This window comes from Pseudomonas sp. EGD-AK9 (assembly GCF_000465935.2).
In the GTDB taxonomy this organism is placed as follows: Bacteria; Pseudomonadota; Gammaproteobacteria; order Pseudomonadales; family Pseudomonadaceae; genus Aquipseudomonas.
Genome location: NZ_AVOF01000196.1, coordinates 1 through 26,001, shown reverse-complemented (window position 1 = coordinate 26,001; position 26,001 = coordinate 1). Strand labels below are relative to the sequence as shown.

24 protein-coding genes and 1 pseudogene are annotated in these 26,001 nt (G+C 65.7%); 7 read left to right on the top strand and 18 right to left on the bottom strand.

The genetic code is table 11. From position 1 onward, the window contains the following. The 6 genes and pseudogenes from N878_RS10620 to metH all read right to left on the bottom strand — a co-directional run. Nucleotides 1-343, bottom strand: a pseudogene (locus N878_RS10620) (heavy metal translocating P-type ATPase); the annotation flags it as partial. Between the two features lie 387 nt (nt 344-730). Beyond that, nucleotides 731-1,213 (bottom strand): BCAM0308 family protein, encoded by a 483-nt coding sequence (locus N878_RS10615; RefSeq protein ID WP_021443637.1) that lies wholly within the window; start codon nt 1,211-1,213, stop codon nt 731-733. Between the two features lie 231 nt (nt 1,214-1,444). Next, nucleotides 1,445-1,969, bottom strand: coding sequence for a DUF2238 domain-containing protein (locus N878_RS10610; protein ID WP_256218074.1), 525 nt, complete (start codon nt 1,967-1,969; stop codon nt 1,445-1,447). Nucleotides 1,970-2,233: 264 nt separating this feature from the next. Continuing rightward, on the bottom strand, nt 2,234-3,187 hold the full coding sequence (locus N878_RS10605; protein ID WP_021443635.1) for a 1-phosphofructokinase family hexose kinase: 954 nt from the start codon (nt 3,185-3,187) through the stop codon (nt 2,234-2,236). Nucleotides 3,188-3,395: 208 nt separating this feature from the next. Continuing rightward, nucleotides 3,396-3,686, bottom strand: coding sequence for a DUF1883 domain-containing protein (locus N878_RS10600; RefSeq protein ID WP_021443634.1), 291 nt, complete (start codon nt 3,684-3,686; stop codon nt 3,396-3,398). A gap of 657 nt (nt 3,687-4,343) precedes the next feature. After that, nucleotides 4,344-8,054, bottom strand: a complete 3,711-nt coding sequence (metH, locus tag N878_RS10595) for a methionine synthase (protein ID WP_021443632.1) — start codon at nt 8,052-8,054, stop codon at nt 4,344-4,346. Nucleotides 8,055-8,206: 152 nt separating this feature from the next. Here metH and N878_RS10590 point away from each other — a divergent pair, with 152 nt between their 5' ends. Both N878_RS10590 and nfuA read left to right on the top strand, forming a co-directional pair. Next, the gene (locus N878_RS10590) at nt 8,207-10,483 is read left to right on the top strand and encodes a fatty acid cis/trans isomerase (protein WP_021443631.1); all 2,277 of its coding nucleotides are present in this window, start codon (nt 8,207-8,209) and stop codon (nt 10,481-10,483) included. A 147-nt stretch (nt 10,484-10,630) separates the two neighbouring features. Further along, nucleotides 10,631-11,215, top strand: a complete 585-nt coding sequence (gene nfuA, locus N878_RS10585; RefSeq protein WP_021443630.1) for a Fe-S biogenesis protein NfuA — start codon at nt 10,631-10,633, stop codon at nt 11,213-11,215. 73 nt (nt 11,216-11,288) lie between these two features. Here nfuA and N878_RS10580 read toward each other — a convergent pair whose 3' ends face one another. The 6 genes from N878_RS10580 to N878_RS10555 form a co-directional block, all read right to left on the bottom strand. Further along, complete coding sequence (locus N878_RS10580) at nt 11,289-12,461, bottom strand: MFS transporter (RefSeq protein WP_031303005.1); 1,173 nt, start codon at nt 12,459-12,461, stop codon at nt 11,289-11,291. 47 nt (nt 12,462-12,508) lie between these two features. Then, nucleotides 12,509-12,748, bottom strand: coding sequence for a DUF1272 domain-containing protein (locus tag N878_RS10575; protein WP_021443628.1), 240 nt, complete (start codon nt 12,746-12,748; stop codon nt 12,509-12,511). Continuing rightward, nucleotides 12,741-13,763 (bottom strand): GlxA family transcriptional regulator, encoded by a 1,023-nt coding sequence (locus N878_RS10570; protein ID WP_021443627.1) that lies wholly within the window; start codon nt 13,761-13,763, stop codon nt 12,741-12,743. Before N878_RS10570 ends, N878_RS10575 begins: the two co-directional genes overlap by 8 nt. Nucleotides 13,764-13,889: 126 nt before the next feature. Next, a complete protein-coding gene (locus N878_RS10565; RefSeq protein WP_021443626.1) occupies nt 13,890-14,159 on the bottom strand; it encodes a hypothetical protein in 270 nt (89 codons plus the stop codon). Nucleotides 14,160-14,409: 250 nt separating this feature from the next. Next, nucleotides 14,410-15,546 carry a catalase family protein gene (locus N878_RS10560; RefSeq protein ID WP_021443625.1) on the bottom strand — a complete coding sequence of 379 codons (1,137 nt, stop codon included), beginning with the start codon at nt 15,544-15,546 and terminating at the stop codon, nt 14,410-14,412. 23 nt (nt 15,547-15,569) lie between these two features. Continuing rightward, on the bottom strand, nt 15,570-17,450 hold the full coding sequence (locus tag N878_RS10555) for a di-heme-cytochrome C peroxidase (RefSeq protein WP_021443624.1): 1,881 nt from the start codon (nt 17,448-17,450) through the stop codon (nt 15,570-15,572). A gap of 227 nt (nt 17,451-17,677) precedes the next feature. Here N878_RS10555 and N878_RS10550 point away from each other — a divergent pair, with 227 nt between their 5' ends. Both N878_RS10550 and N878_RS10545 read left to right on the top strand, forming a co-directional pair. Continuing rightward, nucleotides 17,678-18,928: a sigma-54 dependent transcriptional regulator gene (locus tag N878_RS10550; protein WP_021443623.1), complete on the top strand. Its 1,251-nt coding sequence runs from the start codon at nt 17,678-17,680 to the stop codon at nt 18,926-18,928. Between the two features lie 71 nt (nt 18,929-18,999). Continuing rightward, nucleotides 19,000-19,467 (top strand): DUF3429 domain-containing protein, encoded by a 468-nt coding sequence (locus N878_RS10545; protein ID WP_021443622.1) that lies wholly within the window; start codon nt 19,000-19,002, stop codon nt 19,465-19,467. Here the strand turns inward: N878_RS10545 and N878_RS10540 are convergent. From N878_RS10540 to N878_RS10525, 4 genes are read right to left on the bottom strand one after another with little or no spacing between them, the layout of a single operon-like run. After that, nucleotides 19,435-19,986 (bottom strand): AAA family ATPase, encoded by a 552-nt coding sequence (locus N878_RS10540; RefSeq protein ID WP_031303004.1) that lies wholly within the window; start codon nt 19,984-19,986, stop codon nt 19,435-19,437. The two genes, N878_RS10545 and N878_RS10540, sit on opposite strands and share 33 nt — an antisense overlap. Next, complete coding sequence (pnuC, locus tag N878_RS10535) at nt 19,983-20,552, bottom strand: nicotinamide riboside transporter PnuC (protein WP_021443620.1); 570 nt, start codon at nt 20,550-20,552, stop codon at nt 19,983-19,985. Before pnuC ends, N878_RS10540 begins: the two co-directional genes overlap by 4 nt. A gap of 52 nt (nt 20,553-20,604) precedes the next feature. Then, nucleotides 20,605-21,219 (bottom strand): hypothetical protein, encoded by a 615-nt coding sequence (locus tag N878_RS10530; RefSeq protein WP_021443619.1) that lies wholly within the window; start codon nt 21,217-21,219, stop codon nt 20,605-20,607. A 7-nt stretch (nt 21,220-21,226) separates the two neighbouring features. Beyond that, nucleotides 21,227-22,861 (bottom strand): methyl-accepting chemotaxis protein, encoded by a 1,635-nt coding sequence (locus N878_RS10525; protein WP_021443618.1) that lies wholly within the window; start codon nt 22,859-22,861, stop codon nt 21,227-21,229. 261 nt (nt 22,862-23,122) lie between these two features. On the opposite strand from N878_RS10525, the gene N878_RS10520 reads away from it, so the two are divergent. Both N878_RS10520 and N878_RS10515 read left to right on the top strand, forming a co-directional pair. After that, a complete protein-coding gene (locus tag N878_RS10520; RefSeq protein ID WP_021443617.1) occupies nt 23,123-23,953 on the top strand; it encodes an undecaprenyl-diphosphate phosphatase in 831 nt (276 codons plus the stop codon). Beyond that, nucleotides 23,950-24,648: a cold shock and DUF1294 domain-containing protein gene (locus N878_RS10515; RefSeq protein ID WP_021443616.1), complete on the top strand. Its 699-nt coding sequence runs from the start codon at nt 23,950-23,952 to the stop codon at nt 24,646-24,648. The genes N878_RS10520 and N878_RS10515 overlap by 4 nt, the downstream gene beginning before the upstream one ends. Here N878_RS10515 and N878_RS10510 read toward each other — a convergent pair. Beyond that, nucleotides 24,628-24,987, bottom strand: a complete 360-nt coding sequence (locus N878_RS10510) for an MmcQ/YjbR family DNA-binding protein (protein WP_021443615.1) — start codon at nt 24,985-24,987, stop codon at nt 24,628-24,630. The two genes, N878_RS10515 and N878_RS10510, sit on opposite strands and share 21 nt — an antisense overlap. 67 nt (nt 24,988-25,054) lie before the next feature. Between N878_RS10510 and N878_RS10505 the strand changes: the two genes are divergently transcribed. Further along, the gene (locus N878_RS10505) at nt 25,055-25,561 is read left to right on the top strand and encodes a DUF1993 family protein (protein ID WP_021443614.1); all 507 of its coding nucleotides are present in this window, start codon (nt 25,055-25,057) and stop codon (nt 25,559-25,561) included. A gap of 131 nt (nt 25,562-25,692) precedes the next feature. On the opposite strand, the gene N878_RS10500 is transcribed toward N878_RS10505, so the two are convergent. Continuing rightward, nucleotides 25,693-26,001: TolC family protein (locus N878_RS10500; protein ID WP_021443613.1), on the bottom strand; the 309-nt coding region annotated here is incomplete at its 5' end.

The window sequence follows — 26,001 nt, the reverse complement described above, 5'->3', positions numbered from 1 at the left end:
GTTCGCTGCCGCGATAGCGCCAGGCCACGCGCGGCGCGCGGTCGATCAGGCGGCGCAGCTCGCGCTCGGCACGCCGCGCGCTGTAGCTTTCCAGCGCGCGGCCGCTGGCCAGCATCAGGGCGACCAGCGCGGCCACCAGGGCCTGGCCGAAGAACACGGCGGTACCGATGGCCAGCAGGGCGATCAGGTCGACGCCGATCTCTTTGCGCCGCAAGCGGGCCAGAATCTCCACCAGCAGCAGGCCCGCCGCCAGCAGGGCGCTGCCGCTCCACAGCAGGGTGGCGAGGTCGCCTTGACCGAGGCCGCGCAGCAGCAAGCCGCCGAAAAAGGCCAGCAAGGCGATGCCAGGCAGAGCCAGGCTGAGCCAGCTAGGCGAGATGTTCAAGGCGGCTCCGGGGAGGATGACTGGTTGCGGTAGCAGCGCGGAAGTGCCCGCCCCGCGGATCGAGCAACCGGTGGCAGAGGCCGTGGTGCCAGGCCCCCGGCGCTGTTGCAGGCGCGCACTCGAGCCTGCGGTGCGATTTCTCCACGGTCTGCACTCCAGTTCCCAGCAGGTCACGCGACTGCCTGGCGGTGTGAAGCACGCCTTCGGCCAGGCGGCTCGCCTCTGTCAACCTAGTGCAAGCCCTGCGACTCGGCCAATCGCGCCAGCCGCCGAGCAGGCCGCGCGCCCGTGAATGACAGCCAGCGGGTCAACTGGGCTTGGCACGGCGGGGCGTGCCCCCAGGTTTCAGTCACGCGACCAATGCACCGCCAGGTGGTGCTCGTCGTCCGCATACTGGTAGCTGCATTCGCCCTTGAAGGCGCCGGTCAGGGCATGGCCGAGGCGTTGGGCCAGGTGTATGCCGGTGGTGGTGACCTGCAGGCCGTCCCCTCGCTCGCTGACCTTGATCAGGCGTTCCAGCGCATGCTGGGCCTTCTCAGCGGCCTCGGTGTTGTGGATCAGGCCGAGCACCTCCTCACGGTGTGCCGCCAGGAAGCTGCCGGTCAGGCGCAGGGTGCCGGCCGGTTGGTTGTCGGCGATGCGCCGGCAGGCCGGGCAGGCATGGGCCTGGGCATCCTCCGGTACCGCCTGCTGCCAGCTCCACCGGCCCTGGTGGCGCACGGCGCCGCAATGCGGGCAGTGCACACTGCCTCCTGGCATCTCGAGGTAGGGGTCGTCCTGGGCCGGCTTGAACAGCTTGTTCCTCTGGCTCTGCTGATGTTTGTCCATGACGCGCTCCTCATTGTCTGGGGCGAGGCAATCCCCGCTGTTCTGTCCTTTTGCGCCGCTTTCGCGGCGGCCATATTGATGTGCATCAAGCAGCGGCCGGCACCGTCGTGCGACCGATCAGCCACTGGCTCAGTAGCCTCGAGGGCCAGCGGCAGGCGTGCGCTTTGCCTGTCGGCGAACTGGCGGCGGAAGGGTTTGCATAGCAAAACAGCCGTGCTCCGTCCTGCTCGGTCAATGACAGGACGGGCGGTTGAGCAGACGGATCAGCAGCAAGGCCAGCAGGGCACCGAGGATGGCAAGAGCTGCATCCTTCTGCGCATCCCACTCGTCGCCCTGGGTGCCGAGGAAGGCCGTGCCCAGATCCGGGGCCACCACCAGCGCGGCGAGCATTTCCATTTGCTCGTAGAGGCTGCTCAGAGCCATCACCGTGGCCAGGCAAAGCGGCATCAGCCACAGCCCGGAGACCCTGGCGGTTTTTTGCAGCAGCTCGTGCAGGGGGTAAGTCAGCAGGAGGCCAAAGGCGAAATGCACCAGGCGGTCGTAATGGTTGCGTTCGAGTTCAAGCTGTTCGCTGAGCCAGAAGCCGAAGGGTGTTTCCGAGTAGGTGTAATGCGAACCGTACAGATGCAGAACGAGGAACAGGCTGAGCAGGCCGTAGGATACCGATGAGAGCACGAGGCGCCGCCGAGTGATCAGCAACAGGGCGACCAGGGCGAACACCAGGAGATTCTCCAGCAACCAATCCTGACGGCTCACCGGGTTGATTGCAGACCAGAGCCAAACGCCAAGCACTAGCGTGCTGCATAAGCTGAGCAGGGCGGTTCGGGCAGATTTCATCGGTATGGCTCCGACGCCAGCGCGTTCCATGAATGGTAGCGAATGGCTGGCGAGCGCCAAGGTGTACATCCATTCGCCCTGTCTTGTTTAATTGCGGGCTGCGACTCATTCCCGTCTTTATAAGCCCGTATCTAGAAAGGGATGTCACACTGGTGAGCCTTTTAAAGCTGCAACGGTATACCGTTAGCCTGATTCCTGATGGGAGGCAGCTAACCAGCTGTATAGGCGCTCCGTGTCTTCGAGTCGGGACAGCTCGCTGCCTTCGGCCATGATCGCCGCTGTGCCGGCCGCCACACCGTAGCGCGCGGCCACTGACCAGCTCGCCCCTGAGGCGCGTTTGAGTACCATCGCCGCCAGCAGGCTATCGCCTGCACCAACCGTGCTGCGGCGCGGCACGGTCGGAGCCGGAATGCGCTCGCAGACGTCGGCGGTCACCAGCAGCGCCCCTTGCGCACCTAGGGAAACCAGCACGGCTTCCGTGCGTCCCGCTACCACCAGATCCCGGGCCACTTGATTCAGATGCTCCGGTCCGGCGATAGGCTCACCAAGCATGGCTGCGAGTTCGTCCAGATTCGGCTTGATCAGCAGCAGGCCACCGATATCCAGCATCTGACGCAGGGCGCTGCCGGTGCTGTCTACCACGCAGCGGCAACCCCGGCGTCGTGCATCGCCCAGCAGACGCGGCAGGAAGTCCGCGGCCAGACCTTCTGGCAGGCTACCGCTGATGACCAGAAAATCCGCGGCGGGCAATGTCTCCAAAGCCGACAGCACGGCGCTCTGCTCTTGGGGCGTGAGTGGATTTCCTGGAAGGACGAAACGGTACTGCTGGCTGTCGGCCCGGTTGGTGACGTTGATGCACTCGCGTGTCCAGCCGGACACCGAGACCGCATGAAAAGGCACGCCCTCAGCCTTCAATAATTCAAGCAGGTGTTCGCCAGTGGAGCCGCCAACGGGAAACAGGGCCACTGTCTCTCCGCCGAGTCGTCGAATCGTCCGCGACACGTTGATCCCGCCACCCCCAGGCGCGTACACCGGTGCGCTACAGCGCAGCTTGTCGTGAGGGCGCAGGTGCTGCACGCATGTGGCCAGATCCAATGCGGGACTCAGGGTCAGGGTGAGGATGCAGCGGGCGATCACTATTGCTCCCTCCTGCTGCCAGACTTCAGCGCCTGGTTCCAGCTTAGGCGATGCCCGGGTGGCGGATGGTCGCGAAATACCAGGCCAGCCTCCTGGGCTCTTGGTTGGAGCGTTTTGGTGGGCCCCGTTCTTCCGGTAAGTAGGTGCCTGAACATTCGTAGACTGGGCACCGCCTCTTGCCACGGCTGCGCCCTCTGCTCGAACGCCGTCAGACCCTGCTGCGCACGATCCTGATCGAATACTCCATCTGCGGCTTGCGCGTCACGCTGACGGCGCGGCGGCTCACGGTATCCAGGGTTATGTTCCAGAAACCGCTGCTCGGCACACGGATCTTCGCCGGGAACTTGATAAAGGCGCCGCCGTGGTAACTGTGCCGGCCACGGTTCTTGAAGGCACGGAAGTTGGCGTCGTTCATCAGGCGAATGTTGCAGGGCTGCGAACACTCGATGACGACCAGGTCGCCCTCGTTCAGTTGTTCGCGTTGATGGATGAATTTCATGCATGCTTCCAGTTGGATCGGGGGGGGCGCGACGATAGCACGAGTGCGCGCCGCGGGCAGCGTCGGCACGACGGGGTGCCCCCGCCCAGGCGCTGCCAGGCTGGTTTCAGCCACCGCGCCGGAGCAGCACGACAAGCCACTGCGGCAAGCGCAGCACGTTCCCTCCCCCAGGAACCAGCCCCTGAGCATATCCGGTGTTCTTGCACTCGTTCTCGTCGCCGGCCTGCTGCATGTCGGTTCATGAAATACGCCGAACTTGAACCTAATCGAACAGCAACTGAGCTACGGAATAAAGTCATCACGTTCGAATAGGTCGCAGGGAAATACTCGGTCGAAATCATTCCCATGAAGGCTTCTGGCACCCAAACTGAGACGGCGTAAGCTGCCTGAGTTCTTCGACGATCCCCCGGCGTCGCTGAAGGCGTTCGCCGGTACCCGCGTTTGCGCCAATCAAGAGAAGGCCTTTCTCTCTGCGATCTAGAACTATGCCCGGGAGATGGTCTACACGGCGATGGCGCCGGCCGTCCGTACGAGCAAATTTATCGCTTGGGTCTTTAAGGACGTATGCATGGACGGGTTTTGAGCCATGTCTGATTGCTACGGTGGTTAACTTGGAAAGAAATTGGCCCGCATAAGCGGGCCAGGTTATGGGGGGTGTTAACTGTCGTAGCCCAGATTCGGCATCAGCCAGCGCTCGCTGACGGCGATGTCCTGGCCCTTGCGCTTGCTGTAGCTCTCGACCTGGTCCTGGTCCACCTTGCCGACGGCGAAGTACTGCGCCTCGGGGTGGGCGAAGTACCAGCCGGACACCGCGGCCGCCGGGAACATGGCGTAGTGCTCGGTGAGGAACACGCCGCTGCGCCCGGCCTGGTTGTAGCCGGCCTCGGGGTCGAGCAGCCTAAACAAAGTGGCCTTTTCGCTATGGTCCGGGCAGGCCGGGTAGCCGGGAGCGGGGCGGATGCCCTTGTACTGCTCCTTGATCAGGTCTTCGTTGGCCAGCTGCTCGTCGGCGGCATAGCCCCAGTACTCCTTGCGCACACGTTCGTGCAGCCACTCGGCGCAGGCCTCGGCCAGGCGGTCGGCCAGGGCCTTGACCATGATCGAGTTGTAGTCGTCGCCCTTGGCCTCGTAGGCCTTGGCCACTTCCTCGGCGCCGATGCCGGCGGTGGTGATAAAGCCGCCGACATAGTCGGTCTTGCCGCTCTCCTTGGGCGCGACGAAGTCGGCCAGCGACAGGTTCGGCTTGCCGTCCGCCTTGATGCTCTGCTGGCGCAGGTGGTGGAGCAGGGCGATGGGCTTGCCCTGGGCGTCGCGCAGTTCGATATCGTCGTGCGCCACCTGGTTGGCCGGCCAGAAGCCGAACACCGCGCGGGCCTTGATCAGCTTCTCGTCGATCAGCTTCTTCAGCATGGTCTGGGCGTCGGCGAACAGCGCGCTGGCGGCTTCGCCGACCACCTCGTCGGTGAGGATGCGCGGGTACTTGCCGGCCAGGTCCCAGGAGATGAAGAACGGCGTCCAGTCGATGTACTCGGCCAGGGTGGCCAGGTCGATATCCTCCAGCACCTGCGCGCCGATGAAGCTCGGCTTGGGCGCGTTGTAGCCGGCCCAGTCGAACTGCGGCTTGTTGGCGATGGCGTCGGCATAGCTCAGGCGTTCGGTGCGCGAGGCGCGCGCCGAGGTGCGCTCGCGCACCACCACGTATTCCTCGCGGGTTTTCTGCACGAAGTCGGCCTTGAGCTCCTTGGACAGCAGCTGGGTGGCCACGCCGACGGCGCGCGAGGCGTCGGTGACGTAGACCACCGCGTCGTTGCTGTACTGCGGGTCGATCTTCACCGCAGTGTGCGCCTTGGAGGTGGTGGCGCCGCCGATCATCAGCGGCAGCTTGAAGCCCTGGCGCTGCATTTCCTTGGCCACGTGGACCATCTCGTCCAGCGAGGGGGTGATCAGGCCGGACAGGCCGATGATGTCGCATTTCTCGGCGATGGCCGTCTGCAGGATCTTCTCCGCCGGCACCATCACGCCCAGGTCGACGATGTCGTAGCCGTTACAGCCCAGAACGACGCCGACGATGTTCTTGCCGATGTCGTGCACGTCGCCCTTCACGGTGGCCATGAGGATCTTGCCCTTGGCCTCGGGTTTGTCGCCTTTCTCGGCTTCGATAAAGGGGATCAGGTGCGCCACCGCCTGCTTCATCACCCGCGCGGACTTGACCACCTGGGGCAGGAACATCTTGCCCGAGCCGAACAGGTCGCCGACCAGGTTCATGCCGCTCATCAGCGGGCCTTCGATCACCTCGATGGGGCGCGCGCACTGCTGGCGGCACTCTTCGGTGTCCTCGACGATAAAGGCGGTGATGCCCTTGACCAGCGCGTGTTCCAGGCGCTTGTTCACCGGCAGCGAGCGCCATTCCTCGTTTTCCACTTCCTTGGCGGCGCCGTCGCCCTTGTACTTGTCGGCGATGGCCAGCAGCGCCTCGGTGGCGCCGTCGTGGCGGTTGAGCACTACGTCCTCGACCGCGTCGCGCAGCTCCTTGGGGATCTCGTCGTAGATTTCCAGCTGGCCGGCGTTGACGATGCCCATGGTCAGGCCGTTCTGGATCGCGTAGTAGAGGAACACCGAGTGGATCGCCTCGCGCACCGGGTTGTTGCCACGGAAGGAGAACGACACGTTGGACACGCCGCCGGAACTCAGGGCATAGGGCAGCTCGTCGCGGATGTAGGCGCAGGCCTCGATAAAGTCGACCGCGTAGTTGTTGTGCTCCTCGATACCGGTGGCCACGGCGAAGATGTTCGGGTCGAAGATGATGTCTTCCGGCGGGAAGCCCACTTCGTTGACCAGGATGTCGTAGGACCGCTTGCAGATTTCCTTCTTGCGCGCGGCGGTGTCGGCCTGGCCGACCTCGTCGAAGGCCATCACCACCACGGCGGCGCCGTAGCGCTTGCACAGCTTGGCGTGGTGCTTGAACTGCTCGACGCCTTCCTTCATCGAGATGGAGTTGACGATGCCCTTGCCCTGGATGCATTTCAGGCCGGCCTCGATCACCTCCCACTTGGAGGAGTCGATCATGATCGGCACGCGCGAGATGTCCGGCTCGCCGGCGATCAGGTTGAGGAACTTCACCATCGCCGCCTTGGAGTCGAGCATGCCCTCGTCCATGTTGATGTCGATCACCTGGGCGCCGGCTTCCACCTGCTGCAGCGCCACTTCCAGCGCTTCGGTGTAGTTTTCCTCGCGGATCAGTCGGGCGAACTTGGCCGAGCCGGTGATATTGGTGCGCTCACCGACGTTCACGAACAGCGAATTGCGGTCGATGGTGAAGGGCTCCAGGCCCGACAGGCGGCAGGCGCGCGGAATCTCCGGGATCGCCCGCGGCGGGTACTTGGCCACGGCCTCGGCGATGGCCTGGATATGCGCCGGAGTGGTGCCGCAGCAGCCGCCGATGATGTTGAGGAAGCCGCTGGCGGCGAACTCCTCGACCACCGCGGCCATTTCCGCCGGGGTCTCGTCGTACTCGCCGAAGGCGTTGGGCAGGCCGGCGTTGGGGTGAGCCGAGACATGGGTGCCGGCCTTGTTCGACAGCTCTTCCAGGTAGGGGCGCAGGTCGGCGGCGCCGAGGGCGCAGTTCAGGCCCACGGAAATCGGCTTGGCGTGCGCCACCGAGTTCCAGAATGCCTCGGTGGTCTGGCCGGACAGGGTGCGGCCGGAAGCGTCGGTGATGGTGCCGGAAATCATGATCGGCAGCTCGATGCCGAGTTCCTCGAACACGCCCTGCACGGCGAAGATGGCCGCCTTGGCGTTGAGGGTGTCGAAGATGGTCTCGATCAGGATCAGGTCGGCGCCGCCCTCGATCAGGCCGCGGGTGGCCTCGGTGTAGTTCTCCACCAGCTCGTCGAAACTGACGTTGCGGTAGCCGGGATCGTTGACGTCGGGGGAGATCGAGCAGGTGCGGCTGGTCGGGCCGAGGACGCCGGCGACGAAGCGCGGCCTGTCCGGGGTTTCCAGGGTCTTGGCATCGGCCACTTCACGGGCCAGGCGCGCGCCTTCGACGTTCAGCTCGTAGACCAGCGCCTCCATGCCGTAGTCGGCCTGGGACACCTGGGTGGCGTTGAAGGTATTGGTTTCCAGGATGTCGGCGCCGGCATCCAGGTAGGCCTTCTCGATGGCCTGGATCACGTCCGGGCGCGACAGCAGCAGCAGGTCGTTGTTGCCCTTGACGTCGCTCGGCCAGTCGGCGAAGCGCTCGCCGCGATAGTCGGCCTCGTCCAGCTTGTAGCTCTGGATCATGGTGCCCATGCCGCCGTCGAGGATCAGGATGCGCTCCTTCAGGGCTTGCTGGAGGGCGTGGAGGCGGGCGCTGCGATCGGACATGGGAACTACCTGAGCAAAGCGGGAACAAAGGTGCGCGATGATAGCAAAGCTGCAGGGTTCTGGAGTGCCTGCGCCTTTTGCATGAATTGCGCTCATGTTGCAGGCGGCGACATCTGGCTAGAATCGCCGTTATCGTCATCAAGGAAGTTGCCATGCTCAAGCCCGCTGCCCTGTTTGTTCTTTCCTTCGCAGCCGGTCTGGCGCGGGCCGAGCCGATTTCCTACGCGAACGACGTCCAGCCCATCCTCACCCACAAGTGCGTGGCCTGCCACGCCTGTTACGACGCGCCCTGCCAACTCAACCTGGGCAGCGGCGAAGGGCTGATGCGCGGCGCCAGCAAGCAGCCGGTGTACGACGGCACGCGGACCAAGGCGCAAGCCACTTCGCGCCTGTACCTGGATGCCCGCGGCGAGGCCGCCTGGCGCCAGCGCGATTTCCACTCGGTGCTCGGCGACGGGAACGGCCAGGCCGCATTGCTCAAACGCATGCTGGAACTGGGGCACAGCCAACCGCTGGAAGCGGGTGCCAAGCTGCCGGAGGCCCTGGACATCTCCATCAACCGCAGCAACAGCTGCCCGCTGCCCGGCGAGTTCGCCGCCTATGCCAAGAAAAATGCTCACGGCGGCATGCCCTTCGCCGTCGCCGGCCTGAGCGACGCCGAGTACGCCACCCTGCAGCAATGGCTGGAGCAGGGCGCGCCGGTGACAGAGCAGGCCCTGTACCCCAACGCCACCGAGCGTCGGCAGATCGCCGAGTGGGAGGCCTTTCTCAACGCTCCCGGCGCGCGGCAGAACCTGGTGTCGCGCTGGCTCTACGAGCACCTGTTTCTCGCCCATCTGCATGTCGACGGCGGCGAGCCGGGGCATTTCTTCCAGCTGGTGCGCTCGCGCACGCCCAGCGGCCAGGCCATCGATCCGATTGCCACGCGCCGGCCCAACGACGACCCGGGCACCGCGTTCCACTATCGCCTGTGGCCGATCCAGGGCGTCATCGTGCACAAGACCCACATCACCTATCCGCTGAGCAGCGCCAAGCTGGCGCGGGTCAAGGAACTGTTCTTCGCCGAGGACTGGCCGCTGGACGCGGTGCCCGGCTACGGCGCGCAGCGCCGCGCCAACCCCTTCGAGACCTTCGCCGCGATCCCGCCGCGGGCGCGCTACCAGTTCATGCTGGATAACGCCGAGTACTTCGTGCGCACCTTTATTCGCGGCCCGGTGTGCCGCGGACAGATCGCCACCGACGTGATCCGCGACAACTTCTGGACACTGTTCCAGGACCCGCAGCACGACCTCTATATCACCGATGCCGACTATCGTGCCCAGGCCACGCCGCTGCTGGCGATGCCCGGGCAGTTCGACGAGATCGGCGACCTGCCCGGGCTGTGGCGCAATTACCGGGACAAGCGCAACCACTACGAGAACCTGCGCAAGGACGCCTACGCCGACGCGCCGCCGGCCGACTGGGCGCATATCTGGCGCGGCAACGACAACGCGCTGCTGTCGATCTTCCGTCAGCACGACAGCGCCTCGGTGCGCAAGGGGCTGCTCGGCGAGATCCCGCAGACCCTCTGGTGGATGGACTACCCGCTGCTGGAGCGCACCTACTACCAGTTGGTGGTCAATTTCGACGTGTTCGGCAACGTCTCGCACCAGGCGCAGACCCGCCTGTACTTCGATCTGATCCGCAACGGCGCCGAGGTCAACTTCCTCCGCCTGCTGCCGGCCCAGGCGCGCAAGGGCTACCTGGACGACTGGTACCAGAACAGCGGCAAGCTGAAGATGTGGCTGGATTACACCGCGGTCGACCACCGCACGCCCAGCGCGCTGGCGCTGGACGGCGGCGATCCCAAGCGCCAGTTCGCCGAGCAACTGCTGCAGCGCCTGGCCAAGCTCAATGCCCGGCCCGACCCGATCAACCGCTGCACCGGCGCACGCTGCTACCGCGAGGGGCTGGCGGCGGAGCTGCAGCACGCCGAGCAGGCGCTGGCGCGCCTGGCCAGTCGCCCGGCCGGCGGCCTGCGGGTGATCGAGCAACTGCCGGAGGCGACCCTGTTGCGGGTCGAGCTGAGCGACGGCTCGCGCGAGGTCTACAGCCTGCTGCGCAACCGTGCGCACAGCAACGTGGCCTTCATGCTCGGCGAAGAGCTGCGCTACCAGCCGCGCCTGGACAGCCTGACCATCTACCCGGAAGTGCTGAGCAGCTACCCGAACTTCCTGTTCAGCCTCAAGGCCGAGGAGATGGACGCGTTCGTCGCGCAGATGGAGCGCGCCGCCGATGCCAAGGCCTTCGAGCGCATCGTCGAACGCTGGGGCATTCGCCGCAGCCACCCCGAGTTTTGGCGCTATTTCCACGACCTGGCCGAGCATATCCGCGAGACCCAGCCGCTGGAGGCCGGCGTGCTGGACATGAACCGCTACCAGAACCTGTAGCTTGGGCTTCGTCAGCTCGGCACCCACCTGTGGCGACCAACCAATCCCGGCGGTCGCCATAGCTGCAATTAATTCCTACTAATTTGCTTGGGCTTTAACCGCGCAACGCACTGGCGTACACTGCGCCCATGTTTGCGAGGAGTTGCCATGAGCGCCATCACCATTACCCAAGCCGCCGAAGACTACCTGGCCGAGTTGCTGAGCAAGCAGGACACGCCGGGCATCGGCATCCGCGTGTTCATCACCCAGCCGGGCACGTCCTATGCGGAAACCTGCATTGCCTACTGCAAGCCGGGCGAGCAGAAGCCTGAAGACACCGCCGTCGGCCTGGCCAGCTTCACCGCCTGGATCGACGCGGTCAGCGAGCCCTTCCTCGAAGACGCCGTGGTCGACTACGCCACCGACCGCATGGGCGGCCAGCTGACCATCAAGGCGCCGAACGCCAAGGTGCCGATGGTCAACGAGGACAGTCCGCTCAACGAGCGTATCAACTATTACCTGCAGACCGAGATCAACCCCGGCCTGGCCAGCCATGGCGGCCAGGTGACCCTGGTCGACGTGGTCGACGAAGGCATCGCCGTGCTGCAGTTCGGCGGCGGCTGCCAGGGCTGCGGTCAGGCCGACTACACCCTCAAGGAAGGCATCGAGAAGACCCTGCTCGAGCGCATTCCCGAACTCAAGGGCGTGCGCGACGTGACCGACCACAGCAACCGGGAAAACGCCTACTACTGAGGCACCCAGTTGCGAGCCAAATGAAAAGGCGACCCATCGGTCGCCTTTTTGCTGCCTGGCGGGGTGCATCGGCTTAGCCGGCGGCCTCCAGCAGGCCACGCCTGGCCGGCAGCAACATCAGCATGGCCACGCCTGCCAGGGGCAGGATAATCAGGTTGATCGCGTCCCAGCCAAGGCCACTGATCAGCGCGCCGGCGGTGAACGCGGCACAGGCCGCCATCAGGCCGTTGAGCAATTCCATCAAGCCCTGGGCCTGGCCACGTTCCGTGTCGCTGTGGCCTTCGGCCAGCAGGGTAGTGCCGGCGACCAGCATCAGGTTCCAGCCCAGCCCGAGCAGCAGCGAGCTGAGCAGAAAGTGCAACTGCTGCAGGCCGGCCAAGGCTATGGCGGCACTTGCCAGCAGTATCACCCCGCCCAGCACGGCTACCCGCCGGCTGCCGAGGCGATCCACCAAGGGGCCCGCCAGAAAGGCCGGGAGGAACATGCCGAGCATGTGCCATTGAATCACCTGGGCGCTGCTGGCCAGGCCAAATCCGCAAAGGTTCATGGCCAGGGGCGTGGCATTCATCACCAAGACCATCAGCCCATTGCCAATCGCCGTGGTGGCGATCGCCGCGCGTACCACCGGGCGGCGCAGCAGCAGTCTCAGCTCACCGAGGCCAGCCTTGGCCCGGCGCGGTGCAGTGCCCTCCGGTAGCTTCATCATCAGTAACGCAGCGAGCGCTGCCAGGATCGCGATCAGCAGGTAGGCACCGACAAAAGGCGTGCTCAGGGCGGAGCGCGCCCACAGCGTCATACTCGGTACCAGCACGGCCGCCAGTACGCCGCCGCCAATCACATAGGCACTGGCGCGGCCCTTGTGCGCCTCTTCGGCGGCCTCCAACGCGGCAAAGCGGTAGTACATCGCCGACGCCTGATAGACGCCAATGGGCAGTGCACCCAGGCAGAACAGGGCGAAATCGGCCAGCCAGACGCCCAGTGCACTGAGCAACCCGCCCACCACGCCGGCACCGGCGCCGAGCAGCAAGCCGGGGCGACGACCATGGCGCTGCATAAACAGCGACAAGGGTTGTACGGCGAACAAGTTGCCCAGCATCCACAAGCCCAGTGGCAGGGTCGCCAGGGCATTCAAGGGGGCCAGTTGCAGCCCCACCAGCGCGGTCAGGGTGATCCCGATCATCGAGCAGGACCAATACAGTGCCTGGCCGGCAAACAGTATGCGGATCGAAGGGTTACGTATCAGCAGCATCAGCTGGCTCCAGATAACAGCTAGGGTCTCGAGGTATCTTGCTTCTAGTCACAGTCGGCGGACTTGAGCACCCGCTGACAGGAGGCCGGGAAACGCTCCAGCTTTTCGGCTGGACGGATCGGTCGCCTGACCAGTTCGCCGCCACAGTTCGGGCAGCTGCCGTGCAGAACCCGCTCATTGCAGGCACTGCAGAAGGTGCATTCGAAGGAGCAGATCAGTGCGTCCAGGCTGTCGGCCGGCAGGTCGCAGTCACAGCATTCGCAGTTGGGGCGCAGCTCAAGCATGGGCGTTCTCCTGGGTGGTTCGGCCGAAGCGTTGCAGGTAGTCCTGCGGGCTGACGGCCAGGTGTTTGTGAAAGCTGCGCCGCAGGTTCTCGGCATGACCGAAGCCGGTCAGGCGCGCCACCGTGGCGATCGAGGCCTGAGCGTCCTGCAGCAGGTTGCGTGCGGCCTCCAGGCGGACGCGCTCGACGTAGCGGCCCGGCCCCATGCCCAGTTCCTGGCTGAACACCCGCGACAGGGTGCGCGGGGTCATGCGTGCCTGGGCGGCGAGCGCCTCGAGCGACAGGTCGTCGCCGAGGTGGGTGGGGATCCATTCGAGCAGGGTCGCCAGGCGCGGCACGCGGCTTGGCTCCGGGCTGAGCAGGGCGCTGAACTGTGCCTGTCCTCCGGGCCGGCGCAGGAACATTACCAGGCGGCGAGCGACCGCCAGGGCCAGGGCCCGCCCCAGATCGGCCTCCACCAGCGCCAGGGCCAGGTCGATACCGGCGGTGACCCCGGCGGAGGTGAAGAGGTGCGCGGCACCGCCCAGGTCGTGCGGGTCATAGGTGTGCAGGCAGTCGCCCAGCACCTCCACCTCTGGATAGCCCTGACGCAGGGTCTCCACGTCGGCCCAGTGGGTGGTGGCGCGGCGCCCGTCGAGCAGTCCGGCGGCGGCGAGGATCAGTGCGCCGGAGCAAACCGAACCGAGCCGGCGCACGCGCGGCTCGTTCTCGCGCAGCCAGGCCAGCAGCGGCGCATTGGCGCATTGCCGGCTTTCGCCCAGACCGCCGGGAACCAGCAGGGTATCCAGGGTGGCGCCGTCGAGCTGGCGCCAGCTGCCGTCGGCCACCAGCTGGAAACCGGCGGAGGTGTTCACTGGGCCGGCCTCGTCGGCCAGCAGGCGAATGCGGTAGCAGGGTGGCAGGCCCTGGCGCTGGCGTTCGACGTTGGCCGAGGCGAATACCTGCAACGGCCCGCTGACGTCCAGGCTCATGACGTCGGGGTAGATCAGGCAGGCGATGGTTCTGAGCGCATCCATGAGGGCCTCCTAGGGAATTGGAGGCAGTCTGCGCCGGCAGGATCATGGCAACAAGGACAATAAGCCCACAGATATTGCCAAGGGATAGCAAAACTCAGGGGGCGCCGGGCGGCGCCCCGAACGGGCTTACTCCGGCATGCTCCAGGGCGCCAGGTCGAAGCCTTGGCGACGCAGTTCCTCGCGGGAGCGCTGCAGGGCATCGGCCAGTTGTTGCGGGTCGCTGTAGGTGGCGCTGGACAGCTGGGTGCGACCGAGCAGGCGGGTGCTGGTGCGGTCGATGACGCTGATGCTGACGACGCCGGTGCCGTCCTGCTGGGCCCAGGCCACGCACTGGAACGGGCGGAAGGCGCGATCGGCAATCAGCAGGGCTTCGTTAAAACGCAGCGGGGTGTTCATGGGGGCGGTTTCTCCGAGTTGATCCCAGCAATAATGGCGGCCAGCGGTTTATTGAGTTGGCCTATCAAAGCTGTTGATGAACGCAGTCGACCTATAAGTCACACGGTACCGAAAAAAGTTTTAACGCAGTTCGCAAAAGTGTCCGGTAAAGAAGTTTCAACGTCGCGCCCTTTACAACTTTCTGCCGCGAAAGTTCCTTTTTCCTGTTTCGCTCTACCGGCTGCAGGCCCGGAACCGCGCGCCCTGTGGCTCAGGGCGCAGCATTGCGTTGATGGCGATAAGCGCTCACCGCCTCATATACCGCCTGGCGCAAACGGTTGATACCGCCAATCGGCCGATGTTCCGGCAGGGCATGCCAGGGATTGAAGGACAAATTGTCGCAGAACAGATTCTGTTCGCGACTATCGAAGTCCTGGGCCGGCACGCTGATACGTGCCACGCTTTCGAATGGCGCGATCTTTTCGTCCCACTCGACGCTGGTGTCTTCGATGGGCATGTAGTACTGCGGATTCTGCCTTTGCACCTGCAGTTCGAAGCAGACCGGCGCGCGATCCAGCGACAGTTGCTGGTACAGCGCGTTGCGCAGGAAGTTGGGCAGGGCGCTGTTCTGCTCCGGCAGTTGGTAGGGTGGACAGTGCTGTGGCGCCGGCACCACCCGGTACTTGATGTTGTGCGGGCCGAGCTTGAACGGCGCGATGGAGTTGTAGGTGGTCGCCACCGGGCTTTCCGGCGCCGGCGCCAGGGTTCTCAGGGCGATGATCAGGTGGCGGATTTCCCAGCTGCGCGGATCCCAGCTGGGCAGGAAGGCCAGCACCTTCTTGCCGTCGGCCTGGGCGGCGAAGTTGCTGCGGTATTCGGCCACGTCGCGCACGAAGAACACCGGATGGTTGAACATCACGAAGTCCTGTTCGCCGGCATGCGCGGGGCTTTTCATCAGCTTCTCGCCTGGTACCTCGAGCAGCTTGATGGCCATGCCGCGGGCATCGCGGGCGCGGTCGAACTGCGGGTAGGCGTTGCCGTTGGACAGGCGCATCCAGGCTTGCCAAGTGTGCCCCGGCTCGCTGAATACGCCATGACGCAAGCTCTCGTCCAGATCGTCCAGCACCCGCACTTCGGCCTTGACACAGCCATGTGCCTTGGCGTGGGCATCGCGCAGTACACGGGTGTTGTCGCGGTGCTGTTCGACGATGCGCACGGCGTCTTCGATGATCAGTCGGGTCAGCGCCGCTTCGTCCGGCGGAATCTGTTCTTCGCTGGAGACCGGGCCGGAGAATTTCCAGGCGTAATAGAGTTCACCCAGCGCCCAGGCGAGGCCGGCGAGGATGAGCAGCAGGGCCAGCAGCCGGCCGAACAGACGGCAGAACCACAGCCAGAGCGTTTCGAGCATCGGATGTCTTCCTTCAGTCGGGTTCAGTTCAGGCCCGCGCACTCGGGCCCCGGTGTCCAGGTCTTGGCCGGCACGTTGCTGAGCTGGCTTTCCAGTTCGGCGTTGCCGAGCACCTTGAGGTACTCGATCAGCGCCAGGCGTTCCTCCGGCGCCAGGGCGCGACCGATCACCCCCTGCTGGCGGCAGCCGTCGCGGAACTCGTGGCCGCCGTTGCCGTTGCCGGTGATGCGGGTGTCGAACAGGAAACCGCCGGGGAAAGGTTCGCTGCGGTAGCCGACGCGCACCGGGTCGAACTCGAAGTTGCCGACCCAGAACTGCGTCTGCCGTTCGTACACCGGCGACAGCAGCTCGAACAGGTTGGCCACCGAGCCGTTGTGCAGGAAGGGCGGGGTGGCCCAGATGCCGTCCAGCGGACGGGCCTTGTAGCCGCGCTTCTCCTGCACGCCGATGGACAGCCCATAGCCGTCCATGCGCCAGCGCTGGCGCGGGGAGATGCCGGCGTCCTGATAGGCGCGGTTTTCCACGTAGGCGGTGATATAGGCCAGGCCCTTGGCGCTGGAGATGCGTTTGAAGTCGACCTCGTCGAGGCTGGCGCCGAACAGCTGGACGTCCAGCCGCGACAGCTCGGCCTTGGTCCAGCCCAGGCGGCTGATGTCGAAGCGGTGGTCGGCGATGTTGTCGGCGGTGGTCGGGTCGGTGCCGACGATGGCAGTCGGCACGATGCGCATCTTCCATTCCGGGTCGCGCGCCGGCGCCAGGCGCTGGTCGCGCGGCTTCGGATCGGGGGCGTGGCAGTAGGCGCAGTTTTCCGTGTACAGCGCCTTGCCGCGACTGGCCAGCGGCAGGTCGAGCTGGCCGAAGACGGCCTGCGGCCACTTCGGCGGCTGCAGTTTCTTCAGGGTTTCTTCCAGGGTATGCAGGTCGTGCAGGCGCACACTGGAGGCATAGCGCTCGGCCTCGGCGACGCCGTGGCCTTGCTCGTCGAGCAGATGCAGGCTGGCGCCGACGCCCAGCGCCTCACCGACGTTGCGCGCCATCGGTTGCATCGCCGAGCCGTTCCACTGCACCCAGTCGAACTTCCAGATGTCCCACAGCTGTGGGTAGCTCACCGGGGCATTGGCGATGCGGTAGTTGGCCTCGTCGAGGGCGTCACCGAACACGGTATTGGCGATGCGACCGAAGGCATCGGTGCGGCCGAAGCCTTCCTCGGTGGGATACAGGCCGCGGTGCCAGTCGTTCTTCGCCGTGGCCAGCAGGCGATCGAGCACCTGCTTGAAGTCCTTGCGCAGTTCGTCGCGCCCCTGCGGGTACTGCTCGCCGAGCACTTCGCGGGCGAAGCGGCGGAACTTCAGCGGGTTGTAGTAGGTGAAGGCCATGCTCATGCCCAGGGCCTGGCCGAAGCCGCCGCCGCGCAGGGTCGGCACGGTGGAGGCCAGCGAGTGCAAGGCGGCGCCGCCGTCGATGCGCACCGCCTGGCCCTGGTAACGCAGCTCTCCGGTGTGGCAGGCGGCGCAGCTGATGTCGAGGAAGTGCTCGCCGCTTTCGTCGTCCTGGTGGCGGGCGAAACCCACCGGCAGGTTGCCGGGGTTGAGGGGCGTGGCGCGCTGGTTCGGGTCGGTGAGAAAACCGAAGCGGGCGAGGTATTCGGGGCGGGCGAACTTGGCGCTGCCGAAGGGCATTTCCAGGGCGTTGAACCAGTCGTAGCGTAGGCCTTTTACCGTGGTGCCCTGGGGTGTGTAGTAGTAGGTCTGACGTTCCTCGTCGCTCCATTGTTCGAGGTAATGCAGCTGGCTGGGTTGTTCGAAGGTCGGCAGGTTGGGGTTGGCGATGTAGTAAAGCACCACCGCCAGGCCGATCAGCGCCAGCAACAGGATGAGTTTCAGGGTACGACGGAGCAGACGCATCAGAGACTTCCTTGTGGCGTTCTTATTAATGGGCTTGTTATGCCAATACCGCAGGCGCTTGGCAAGTTGCCATCTTGACGGCTAAGAGAAGTTCGCCATAACCAGCCAGAACAAGTGATATAGAGAAATGTTCCAAGTGACGTCAAAGTTCTTGCTAGCGTTACAACTATGCGCGCCAAATCATTGTTTTTATTGGGATTACAAAATAATGGCGCCAAGGATGGGATATGTTGGAGGCTGTATCCGTCGCATCCCGCCAGTTGCTGGTGATCGACCCTTGTGACGAGTGCGAACGTCTGCTGCAGCATGTGCAGGCCGCCGGCTGGGCGCTGCGCCGCTGCCGCCTGGACGAGTGCGGCAGCCTGCACGGCGATGTCCTGCTGATCCGCCTGGGCGAGGCGTTGCTGCAACAGCCGCAGGCACTGCAGGCGCTGTTGCGGCGTAGCGCCGCCAGTTGCGTCGCCTTGCTCGATGGGCCGGGCCCGGCGCGGGCCGAGGTCGCCGAACTGATCGGCGAATGGTTCTTCGCCGCCCATGCGCTGCCGTGCGAGGCCGAGGCGCTGCTCGAGTCGCTGGCGCAGGCGCAGGCCACCACGCGCCTGCGCAGCCTGCAGGGCGAGCGCCATCCCCGTCAGTTTCTCGGCAACAGCAGCCAGACCCGCGCGCTTCGTAAGCAGATAGAGCGCTGCGCCGGGCTGGAGGTGCCGCTGTTGCTCACTGGCGAACGCGGCAGCGGCAAGGCCCTGCTGGCGCGCCTGCTGCACGAGCGCTCGGCGCGCGCCGGCAAGCGCTATCTGCGTTTCGACTGTGCCGCGCCCCCCGCCGCACATCTCGAGGCCCGCTTGTTCGGCACAGGGGGTGCCCTGGCCGTGGCGGCGGCCGGCACCCTGGTGCTGGAGGATGTCGCCGCGCTCGACGGTGCCGGGCAGCGCCGCTTGCTGCAGCACCTGCAGGCGCATCCGGGCCTGCACCTGCTGACCATCAGCCGCGGCGAACTGGAGGCGGCGGTGCGCCAGGGCCGCTTGCGTGACGACCTGTACCGCCTGCTGGCCAGCCAGCAGCTGCAGACCACGCCGCTGCGCGAGCAACGCGGCGACCTGCTGCTGCTGGCCGAGTATTTCGCCAAGGTCTATGGCGCGGTCATCGGTCGGCGCCATCGGCGGTTCAGCGATGAGGCGATCGACGCCATGGCCGAGCACCTGTGGCCGGGCAACGTGCGCGAGCTGCGCAACCGGGTGGTGCGCGCCCTGGTGCTGGCACAGGGGCGGCAGATCCTTGCCCGCGATCTTGGCCTGGAGCCGGGGCAGGGGCAGAGCACGGCGGTCGCCACCCTGGCCGACTACATCCTGCGCGCCGAGCGCCAGGCGCTCAACGACGTGCTGGCGCGCTACACCAACAATATGAGCCAGGCGGCGCGCAGCCTGGGCATTTCCCGCCCGACTTTCTATCGGCTGTTGCACAAGCACCGCCTGCGCTGAGCCGCCACGGCTGTATCGCTGGCGAAACACTGCTAAGGTGCACGGCGCACCATCTTGCCAAGGAGATCGCCATGCACCCGTTCGACGCCGAGAAACCGCCGCAACTGGCCATGCTGCTGGGCTATGCCGGGCTGGTGCCCTTCGTCAGCGGGGCTTTGGGGATCTGGGTGATCCCGCTGGGCTGGCGGCCCTTCGTGCTGGCGGCACTGCTGGATTTTGCCGCGGTGATCCTCGCCTTCATGGGCGCGATCCACTGGGGCCTGGCGATGCGCGCGGAGGAGACCGACGAGAATGCCCAGCTGCAACTGGGCCTGTCGGTGATTCCGCCTTTGCTCGGCTGGGCCGCGCTGGCCAGCGGGCTGCCCATGGCCCTGGCGCTGCCGATCTTCCTCTTGGCCTTTATCGGCCTCTATCTGGCCGACCTGCACGCGGTCAAGGTGGGGCTGGCGCCGCAGTGGTATCCGGCGCTGCGCACGCCGTTGACCCTGGTGGTCTGCGCCAGCCTGCTACTGGCCTGGGCCAGCGTGCTGATCCGCTGAGTCCAGCAGCGCCTCGACCCGTTCCAACGCGGCCTGGCGGCGTTGCGGCCAATCGCCGGACAGCTCCCAGAATGGCTGGCGGTTGTCCACCAGCCACTGCCGGCAGGCGCGCTGGAAGGCCAGGCGCTCGTCCAGCTGCGGCTGGCAGCGTTGGCCGTCGTCGACCCAGGGCACGCCCTGCGGGTCGAGCAGCAGGTGCAGGTCGTAGCGGCGCGCGCGCAGTTCGTGTTCCAGCCACGGCGGGCAGTCGCCGAACAGGCAGCGGCTCCACAGCAGGTTGCTCAGCAGGTGGGTGTCGAGGATCAGCAGCATCGGGCGCTCGGCCCGCGCGGCATCCTCCCAGGCCAGTTGGCCGCGGGCGATGGCCGGGATATCGGCGTAGCAGGTGTCGCGCCGCTCCCGCTCGATGAAATGGCGCACGTACTCGCCCACCAGCAGGCCGCCGAAGCGTGCCTGGATCTCGGTCGCCAACCAGCTCTTGCCGCTGGATTCGGGACCGGTCAACACCAGCACCTTCAAGTGCTGGCCCACAGCGCCGGGGCGCGGCGCCAGCTCAGCCAGCCGCTGACAGCCAGCGCGGTGAAGGCGGCGTACAGGCCGGCGGTCAGGTACAGCGCGCTGTGCAGGAAGAAGGCGACGTAGCACAGGTCCACGACTATCCACAGCGCCCAGCACTGCAGACGCTTCTGCGCCATCCACAGCTGGGCGATCAGGCTGAAGGCGGTGAGCGTGGCGTCCAACCAGGGCGAACTGGCGTCGGTGTGGGTGGCCATCAGGTAGCCGAGCAGCAGAGCGCCGCCGGCGCCGGCGCTCAGTCCCGCGGCCAGGCCGGCAACACTGAGGCTGCTGACCTGACGCCCGTCGTGATGCTCGCCGCCGCGGGTCCATTGCCACCAGCCGTACAGCTGCAGGCCGGCGAACAGCAGCTGCAGCAGCAGATTGGAATACAGCCGCCAGTCGAAGAACAGCCAGGCATAGAGCAGCACCATGACCAGGCCGATGGGCCAGCACCAGGGGTTCTGCCGTACCGTTAGCCAGACCGCGACGATGCCGAGACCGGCGGCGATGAGTTCGAGCCAGGACATCCAAGCTACTCGAGAGGGAAAGGGGGAGCGATTGTAGCGATCCGCCTGGCGTTCAGCACGCCAGGGTATCGGCCAGGCGATAGAGCATCAGCAGCTTGCGGGTGATGGTCTGCTGGATGTCCTCGCGTTCGAAGCTGGACAGCCGCGGCAGGCGCGCCAGTTGCAGGCGGTGCAGGTGGATATAGGGCATCTGCTGATCGAATTCGCGCAGATCGCCCTTGATCAGCACCGGCAGGAACACATCGCCGACCTTCTTCTGGTTGCTGATGATCTGCGCCAGCGCCGGCTTGAAGGCCATGGTCTTGGGCGCCGGGCCGCCGTCCTTGAGCTGGGTGCCGAGCAGCAGGCCGGGTTTGCCCAGCACCTGGCCCGGCAGCACGCACAGGCCGGTCTTGCGTATGGCCTGGCTGTCGATGCCGTGCAGGGTGTCGTGGAAGGCGTAGGGGTTGGGCAGCACCACCATCTTGCGCCCGAGGTCGCTGGGGAAATGCAGGCTGTAGTTGGTGTACAGCTGGCCCACCGACTCGGAGTAGACGCACAGGCGGTTCTCGAACAGCTTGATGAAGCGCTCGGCCAGCTCGCGGCGGCCCATGCTGTCCAGGTCCCAGATCAGGTCCTGGTTCTGCGGCCGACTGAAGTCGACCTCCTGATGCTCCATGTTGCTCATGCTTGCCTCATACGCGGAACTGCCCCAGTAGGCGGCCCAACTGGTCGGCCAGCTGCTTCAGGTGCTGGCTGGCGGCGCTGGACTGCTCGGCGGCCGCGGCGGTGTTGTGCGCCAGGCCGGCGGTCTGGGTGACGTTCTGGTTGATGTCTTCCACCACATGCGACTGCTCCAGGGTGGCGCTGGCGATCGAGGCGTTGAGCCCGGTCAGGTTGCGTAGCGATTGTGCGATCTGCGCCAGGCTTTGACCAGCCTGGCTGGCCTGTTCCACGGTCAGTTGTGAGGCGCGGCTGCTTTCGTGGATGACCTTGACCGCCGCCTCGGAGTTGCCCTGCAGGCGTTCGATCATGCCCTGGATTTCCGCCGTCGACTGCTGGGTGCGCTGCGCCAGCAGGCGCACCTCGTCGGCTACCACGGCGAAGCCGCGGCCCTGTTCGCCGGCCCGCGCCGCCTCGATGGCGGCGTTGAGCGCGAGCAGGTTGGTCTGCTCGGCGATCGAGCGGATCACCTCGAGCACGCTGCCGATCTGCGTGCTTTCGCTGGCCAGCGACTGGATCACCGCCACCGCCTTGTCGATGGTGGCCGATAGCTGGTCGATCTGGCGCAGGCTGGCCTCGATGTTCTGCTGGCCCTGAATGGCCTGTTCCTCGGCGGCGTGCACCTCGCTGGAGGCGTGCTCGGCGTTCTTCGCCACGTCCTGTACGCCGTAGGTCACCTGGTTGACCGCTGTGGCCACCAGCTCCATCTGCTGCGCCTGCTGCTGGCTGTGCTGTTGCGCCTCGCTGGAAATGTCGCCGAGCGAGCGCGCGGCCTGATCCAGCGAGCCGGCCGAGTCGAGCAGCTGGCGGATGACGCCGCGCAGCTTGTCGGTGAAGGCGTTGAAATGGCTGGCCAGGGCGGTCAGCTCATCGCGCCCGTGGGTATCGAGGTTGCGCGTCAGGTCGCCTTCGCCGCTGGCGATATTGGCCATGGCGTCCACCGCGGCCTGCAGCGGCTGGGCGATGCTGCGGGCGATCAGCAACACTAGGGCGGCGAGCATCAGGGTGATCAGCAGACCGATGCCCAGGGCGCGCAGGGCCTGTTCCTTGAACACCGCCTGGACGTCGTCGACATAGACGCCGGAGCCGATGATCCAGCCCCAGGGCTGGAACAGTTCGACATAGGAAATCTTCGGCACCGGCTCGCTGGCGCCCGGCTTGGGCCAGCGGTAGTCGACCTGGCCGGCGCCCTGGCTGCGGGTGACGGCCACCATCTCGTTGAACAGCGCCTTGCCGTCCGGATCCTTGAAGCCGGAGAGGTTCTGCCCCTCCAGCTTGGGGTTGGTCGGGTGCATGATCATCACCGGGGTCTGGTCGTTGATCCAGAAGTACTCCTGGCCGGCGTAGCGCAGCCCGCGGATCAGCTCCATGGCCTGTTTCTGCGCGTCCTCGCGGCTCAGGCTGCCGGCGCTTTCCAGGCCGTGGTAGTGCTTGAGGATGCCGGCGGCGCTCTGCACCACGTGCTCGGTCTTTTCCGCCTTGCCGGCATACAGGTCGAGATTGATCTGGCGCAGCATATAGGCGCCGAGCAGGATCAGGGTCAGGATGGCCAGCGCCAGGATCAGCCACAGGCGCCGGCTGATGGGAAGACTACGTAAGCTGTTCATGGACGAGTTCCTGATTCTTGTTGTTGTCGGGCCCGAAGCGGCCTGGCCGGGCGGTGCGAACTGCCGGTCACGGCGAGGCATTCTTTACTCTAGTTGTCTGATAGCATTTCGGCCGCTCGGCGCAGAACCTGAGTTTGCATCGGGCTAGAGGAGACGGGGAACCTCTAGGGCGCCTCCGCGTCCCAGGCACGACACAGTGCTTCGACTGTACCGATTTATCGACTTTGTGCGGCGTTCGCCGCGATGTTTTGGGGGAAGAGAATGGACATCTGGACGGCCATGAAGGCCTTGATTCTGGGCATAGTGGAAGGGCTGACCGAGTTCCTGCCGATTTCCAGTACCGGACACCTGATCGTGGTCGGCGACCTGCTGGACTTCAACGGCGAGACCGCCACCGCGTTCAAGATCATCATCCAGTTGGGCGCCATCCTCGCGGTGATGTGGGAGTTTCGCCAGAGGATCTTCGACGTGGTGTGCGGGCTGCCGAGCGAGCCGCAGGCGCAACGCTTCACCTTCAACCTGCTGCTGGCCTTCATTCCGGCGGTGATCCTCGGTCTGGCCTTCGCCGATCTCATCGAGCACTGGCTGTTCAACCCCATCACCGTGGCCACTGCCTTGATAGTAGGCGGCATCGTGATGATCTGGGCAGAGAAGCGCGAGCACGAGATCAAGGCCGAAACGGTCGACGACATGACCTGGAGCCTGGCCCTCAAGGTCGGCTTCGCCCAATGCCTGGCGCTGATTCCCGGCACTTCCCGCTCCGGCGCCACCATCATCGGTGGACTGGTGTTCGGCCTGTCACGCAAGGCGGCCACCGAGTTTTCCTTCTTCCTGGCCATGCCGACCATGGTCGCCGCGACCGTCTACTCCCTGTTCAAGTATCGCGACATCCTGCAACTGAGCGACCTGCCCACCTTTGCCATTGGCTTCGTCACCACCTTTATCGTGGCGATGTTCACCGTGCGGGCATTGCTCAAGTTCATCGCCAACCACAGCTACGCTCTGTTCGCCTGGTACCGCATTGGCTTCGGTCTGCTGATCCTCGCCACCTGGCAACTGCAACTGATCGACTGGAGCACCGCGCAGGGATGATGGCCAAGGAGCGCGCGGGGCGCCTCACCAGCTGGAACGACGACAAGGGCTTCGGCTTTATCCAGCCGCAGGGCGGCGGCGCCGAGGTGTTCGCGCATATTTCGGCGATGCGCGGTGAGCGGCGCCCGCAAGTCGGCGACAGCCTGTTCTATGTCGAGGGGCGCGATACCCGCGGCCGGCCGCGGGCCGAGCATATGCGCCTGGCGGGCTCACCGAGTCTGGACCGGCCGGCGATCCGCCGCCAACCCAGGGCGCCGCGCCAGCCTGCAGGGGCGCGGGAGGCGCGCGGCGCGGCTCTAGGCGTTCGCAATCCGGGGCTGAAGCTCGTGCTGTTCGCGGCGCTCTGCGCGTTACCGCTACTGGGGGCCCTGCAGCTGCTCGGCGCCGGGCTGCTGTGGGTGTTGCCGCTGTATCTGGCGGCCAGTCTGCTTGGCTTGCTGCTGTACTGGCTGGATAAACGCAGCGCCCAGGGCGGCGGCCGGCGCACTCCGGAAAACACCCTGCACCTGGTGGAACTGGCCGGCGGCTGGCCCGGTGCGCTGCTGGCGCAACAGTTCCTGCGCCACAAGACGCGCAAGGCTTCCTACCAGACGGTGTTCTGGCTGATCGTCGCCGCTCATCAGGCGTTCTGGCTCGATTGGCTGCTGCTCGATGGCGCCTATATCGCCCGCCATTTACCGCTGTTCGTCCAGTAGCAGCCCCGGCTGCAGACGTTTGGCCAGCTTGCGCACCACCAACTGGTGCGAGCGGGTGAGCAACCGCCGCAGTTCGGCTTCGCCCAGCGGCGGCTGCCGCCCGCTCATGCTGATCCAGTGTGCCCGCGCCAGGTACGGGGCCGGGCGGATGCCGGGGCGGTCGACGAAGCCGAGGAACAGGTCGCCGTCCACCTTGAACGCCAGGTCTTCGCCGAGAAAATCGAGGATGGCGAACATCTTGTTGCCGGCCACCGAAAATACCCGGTTGCGGCCCCACTTGAGGTCTTCGCGGGCGCCGGGCAGGGCCAGACAGAAGGCGGCGATCTGATCGGAGGTCATTTCCGGCTCCAGGGCGGTTGGCGGAGGACTAAGCTGGCAAGTCTATCCACCCACCAGGGAGTGCACCATGTCGCTGTCCATGTACCACGTTTCGATTCCGGTTCTCCTGCGCATGCTCGGCAATCTTGCGGCGATTCTCGACAAGGCCGAGCAGCATGCCCACGACCACAAGATCGCCGCCGAGGTGCTGCTGAGCGCCCGCCTGGCGCCGGACATGTACCCGCTGACCCGCCAGGTGCAGATCGCCAGCGACGCGGTCAAGGGCTGTGCGGCGCGTCTGGCGGGGATCGAGGTGCCCAGCTTCGCCGACACCGAGAGCAGCTTCGCCGAGCTGCAGGCGCGCATCGGCAAGACCTGCGACTTTCTGCGCAGCGTCAGCCCGCAGCAGCTCGATGGCAGCGAAAGCCGCGCCGTCAGCCTGAGTTTTCCCGGCCTGGAACTGCGCTTCAGCGGTCAGGACTATCTGCTCAATTTCGTCCTGCCCAACTTCTATTTCCACCTCAGCATCGCCTACGCCATCCTGCGCCATAACGGCGTGCCGCTGGGCAAAATGGATTATCTCGGTCACCCCTGAGGCATCCTGTATCTGCAGTGGCGGCGCGCCCCACGGCCATGCCTTCATCGGCAAAAAAAAGCCCCAGGGTAAGGAGCCAACACCCTGGGGCCGGAGCGACTGGCGGTTGCCGGTCGGGAGAGAGGAAAGCGTCAGGCCTGTGGTTGCCAGCCGCCGCCGAGCGCCTTGTAGATGGCGACTATGCCGCTGTACAGCTCGACCTCGGCCAGCGCCTGGGCGTCTTCGGCGGCCAGGCGCTCGCGTTCGGCGTCCAGCAGCACGAGGAAATCCACCGTGCCTTCGCGGTAGCGGATCGCCGCCTGCTCGGCGGCGGCGCGGCTGGCCTCGGCCTGGCGCAGCAGCGAGAGCAGGCGCTGCTGACGCTTGGCGTAGTCGCTGAAGGCGTTTTCCGATTCTTCCAGGGCCAGCAGCACCTGCTGCTCGTACTGCGCCAGGGCGCC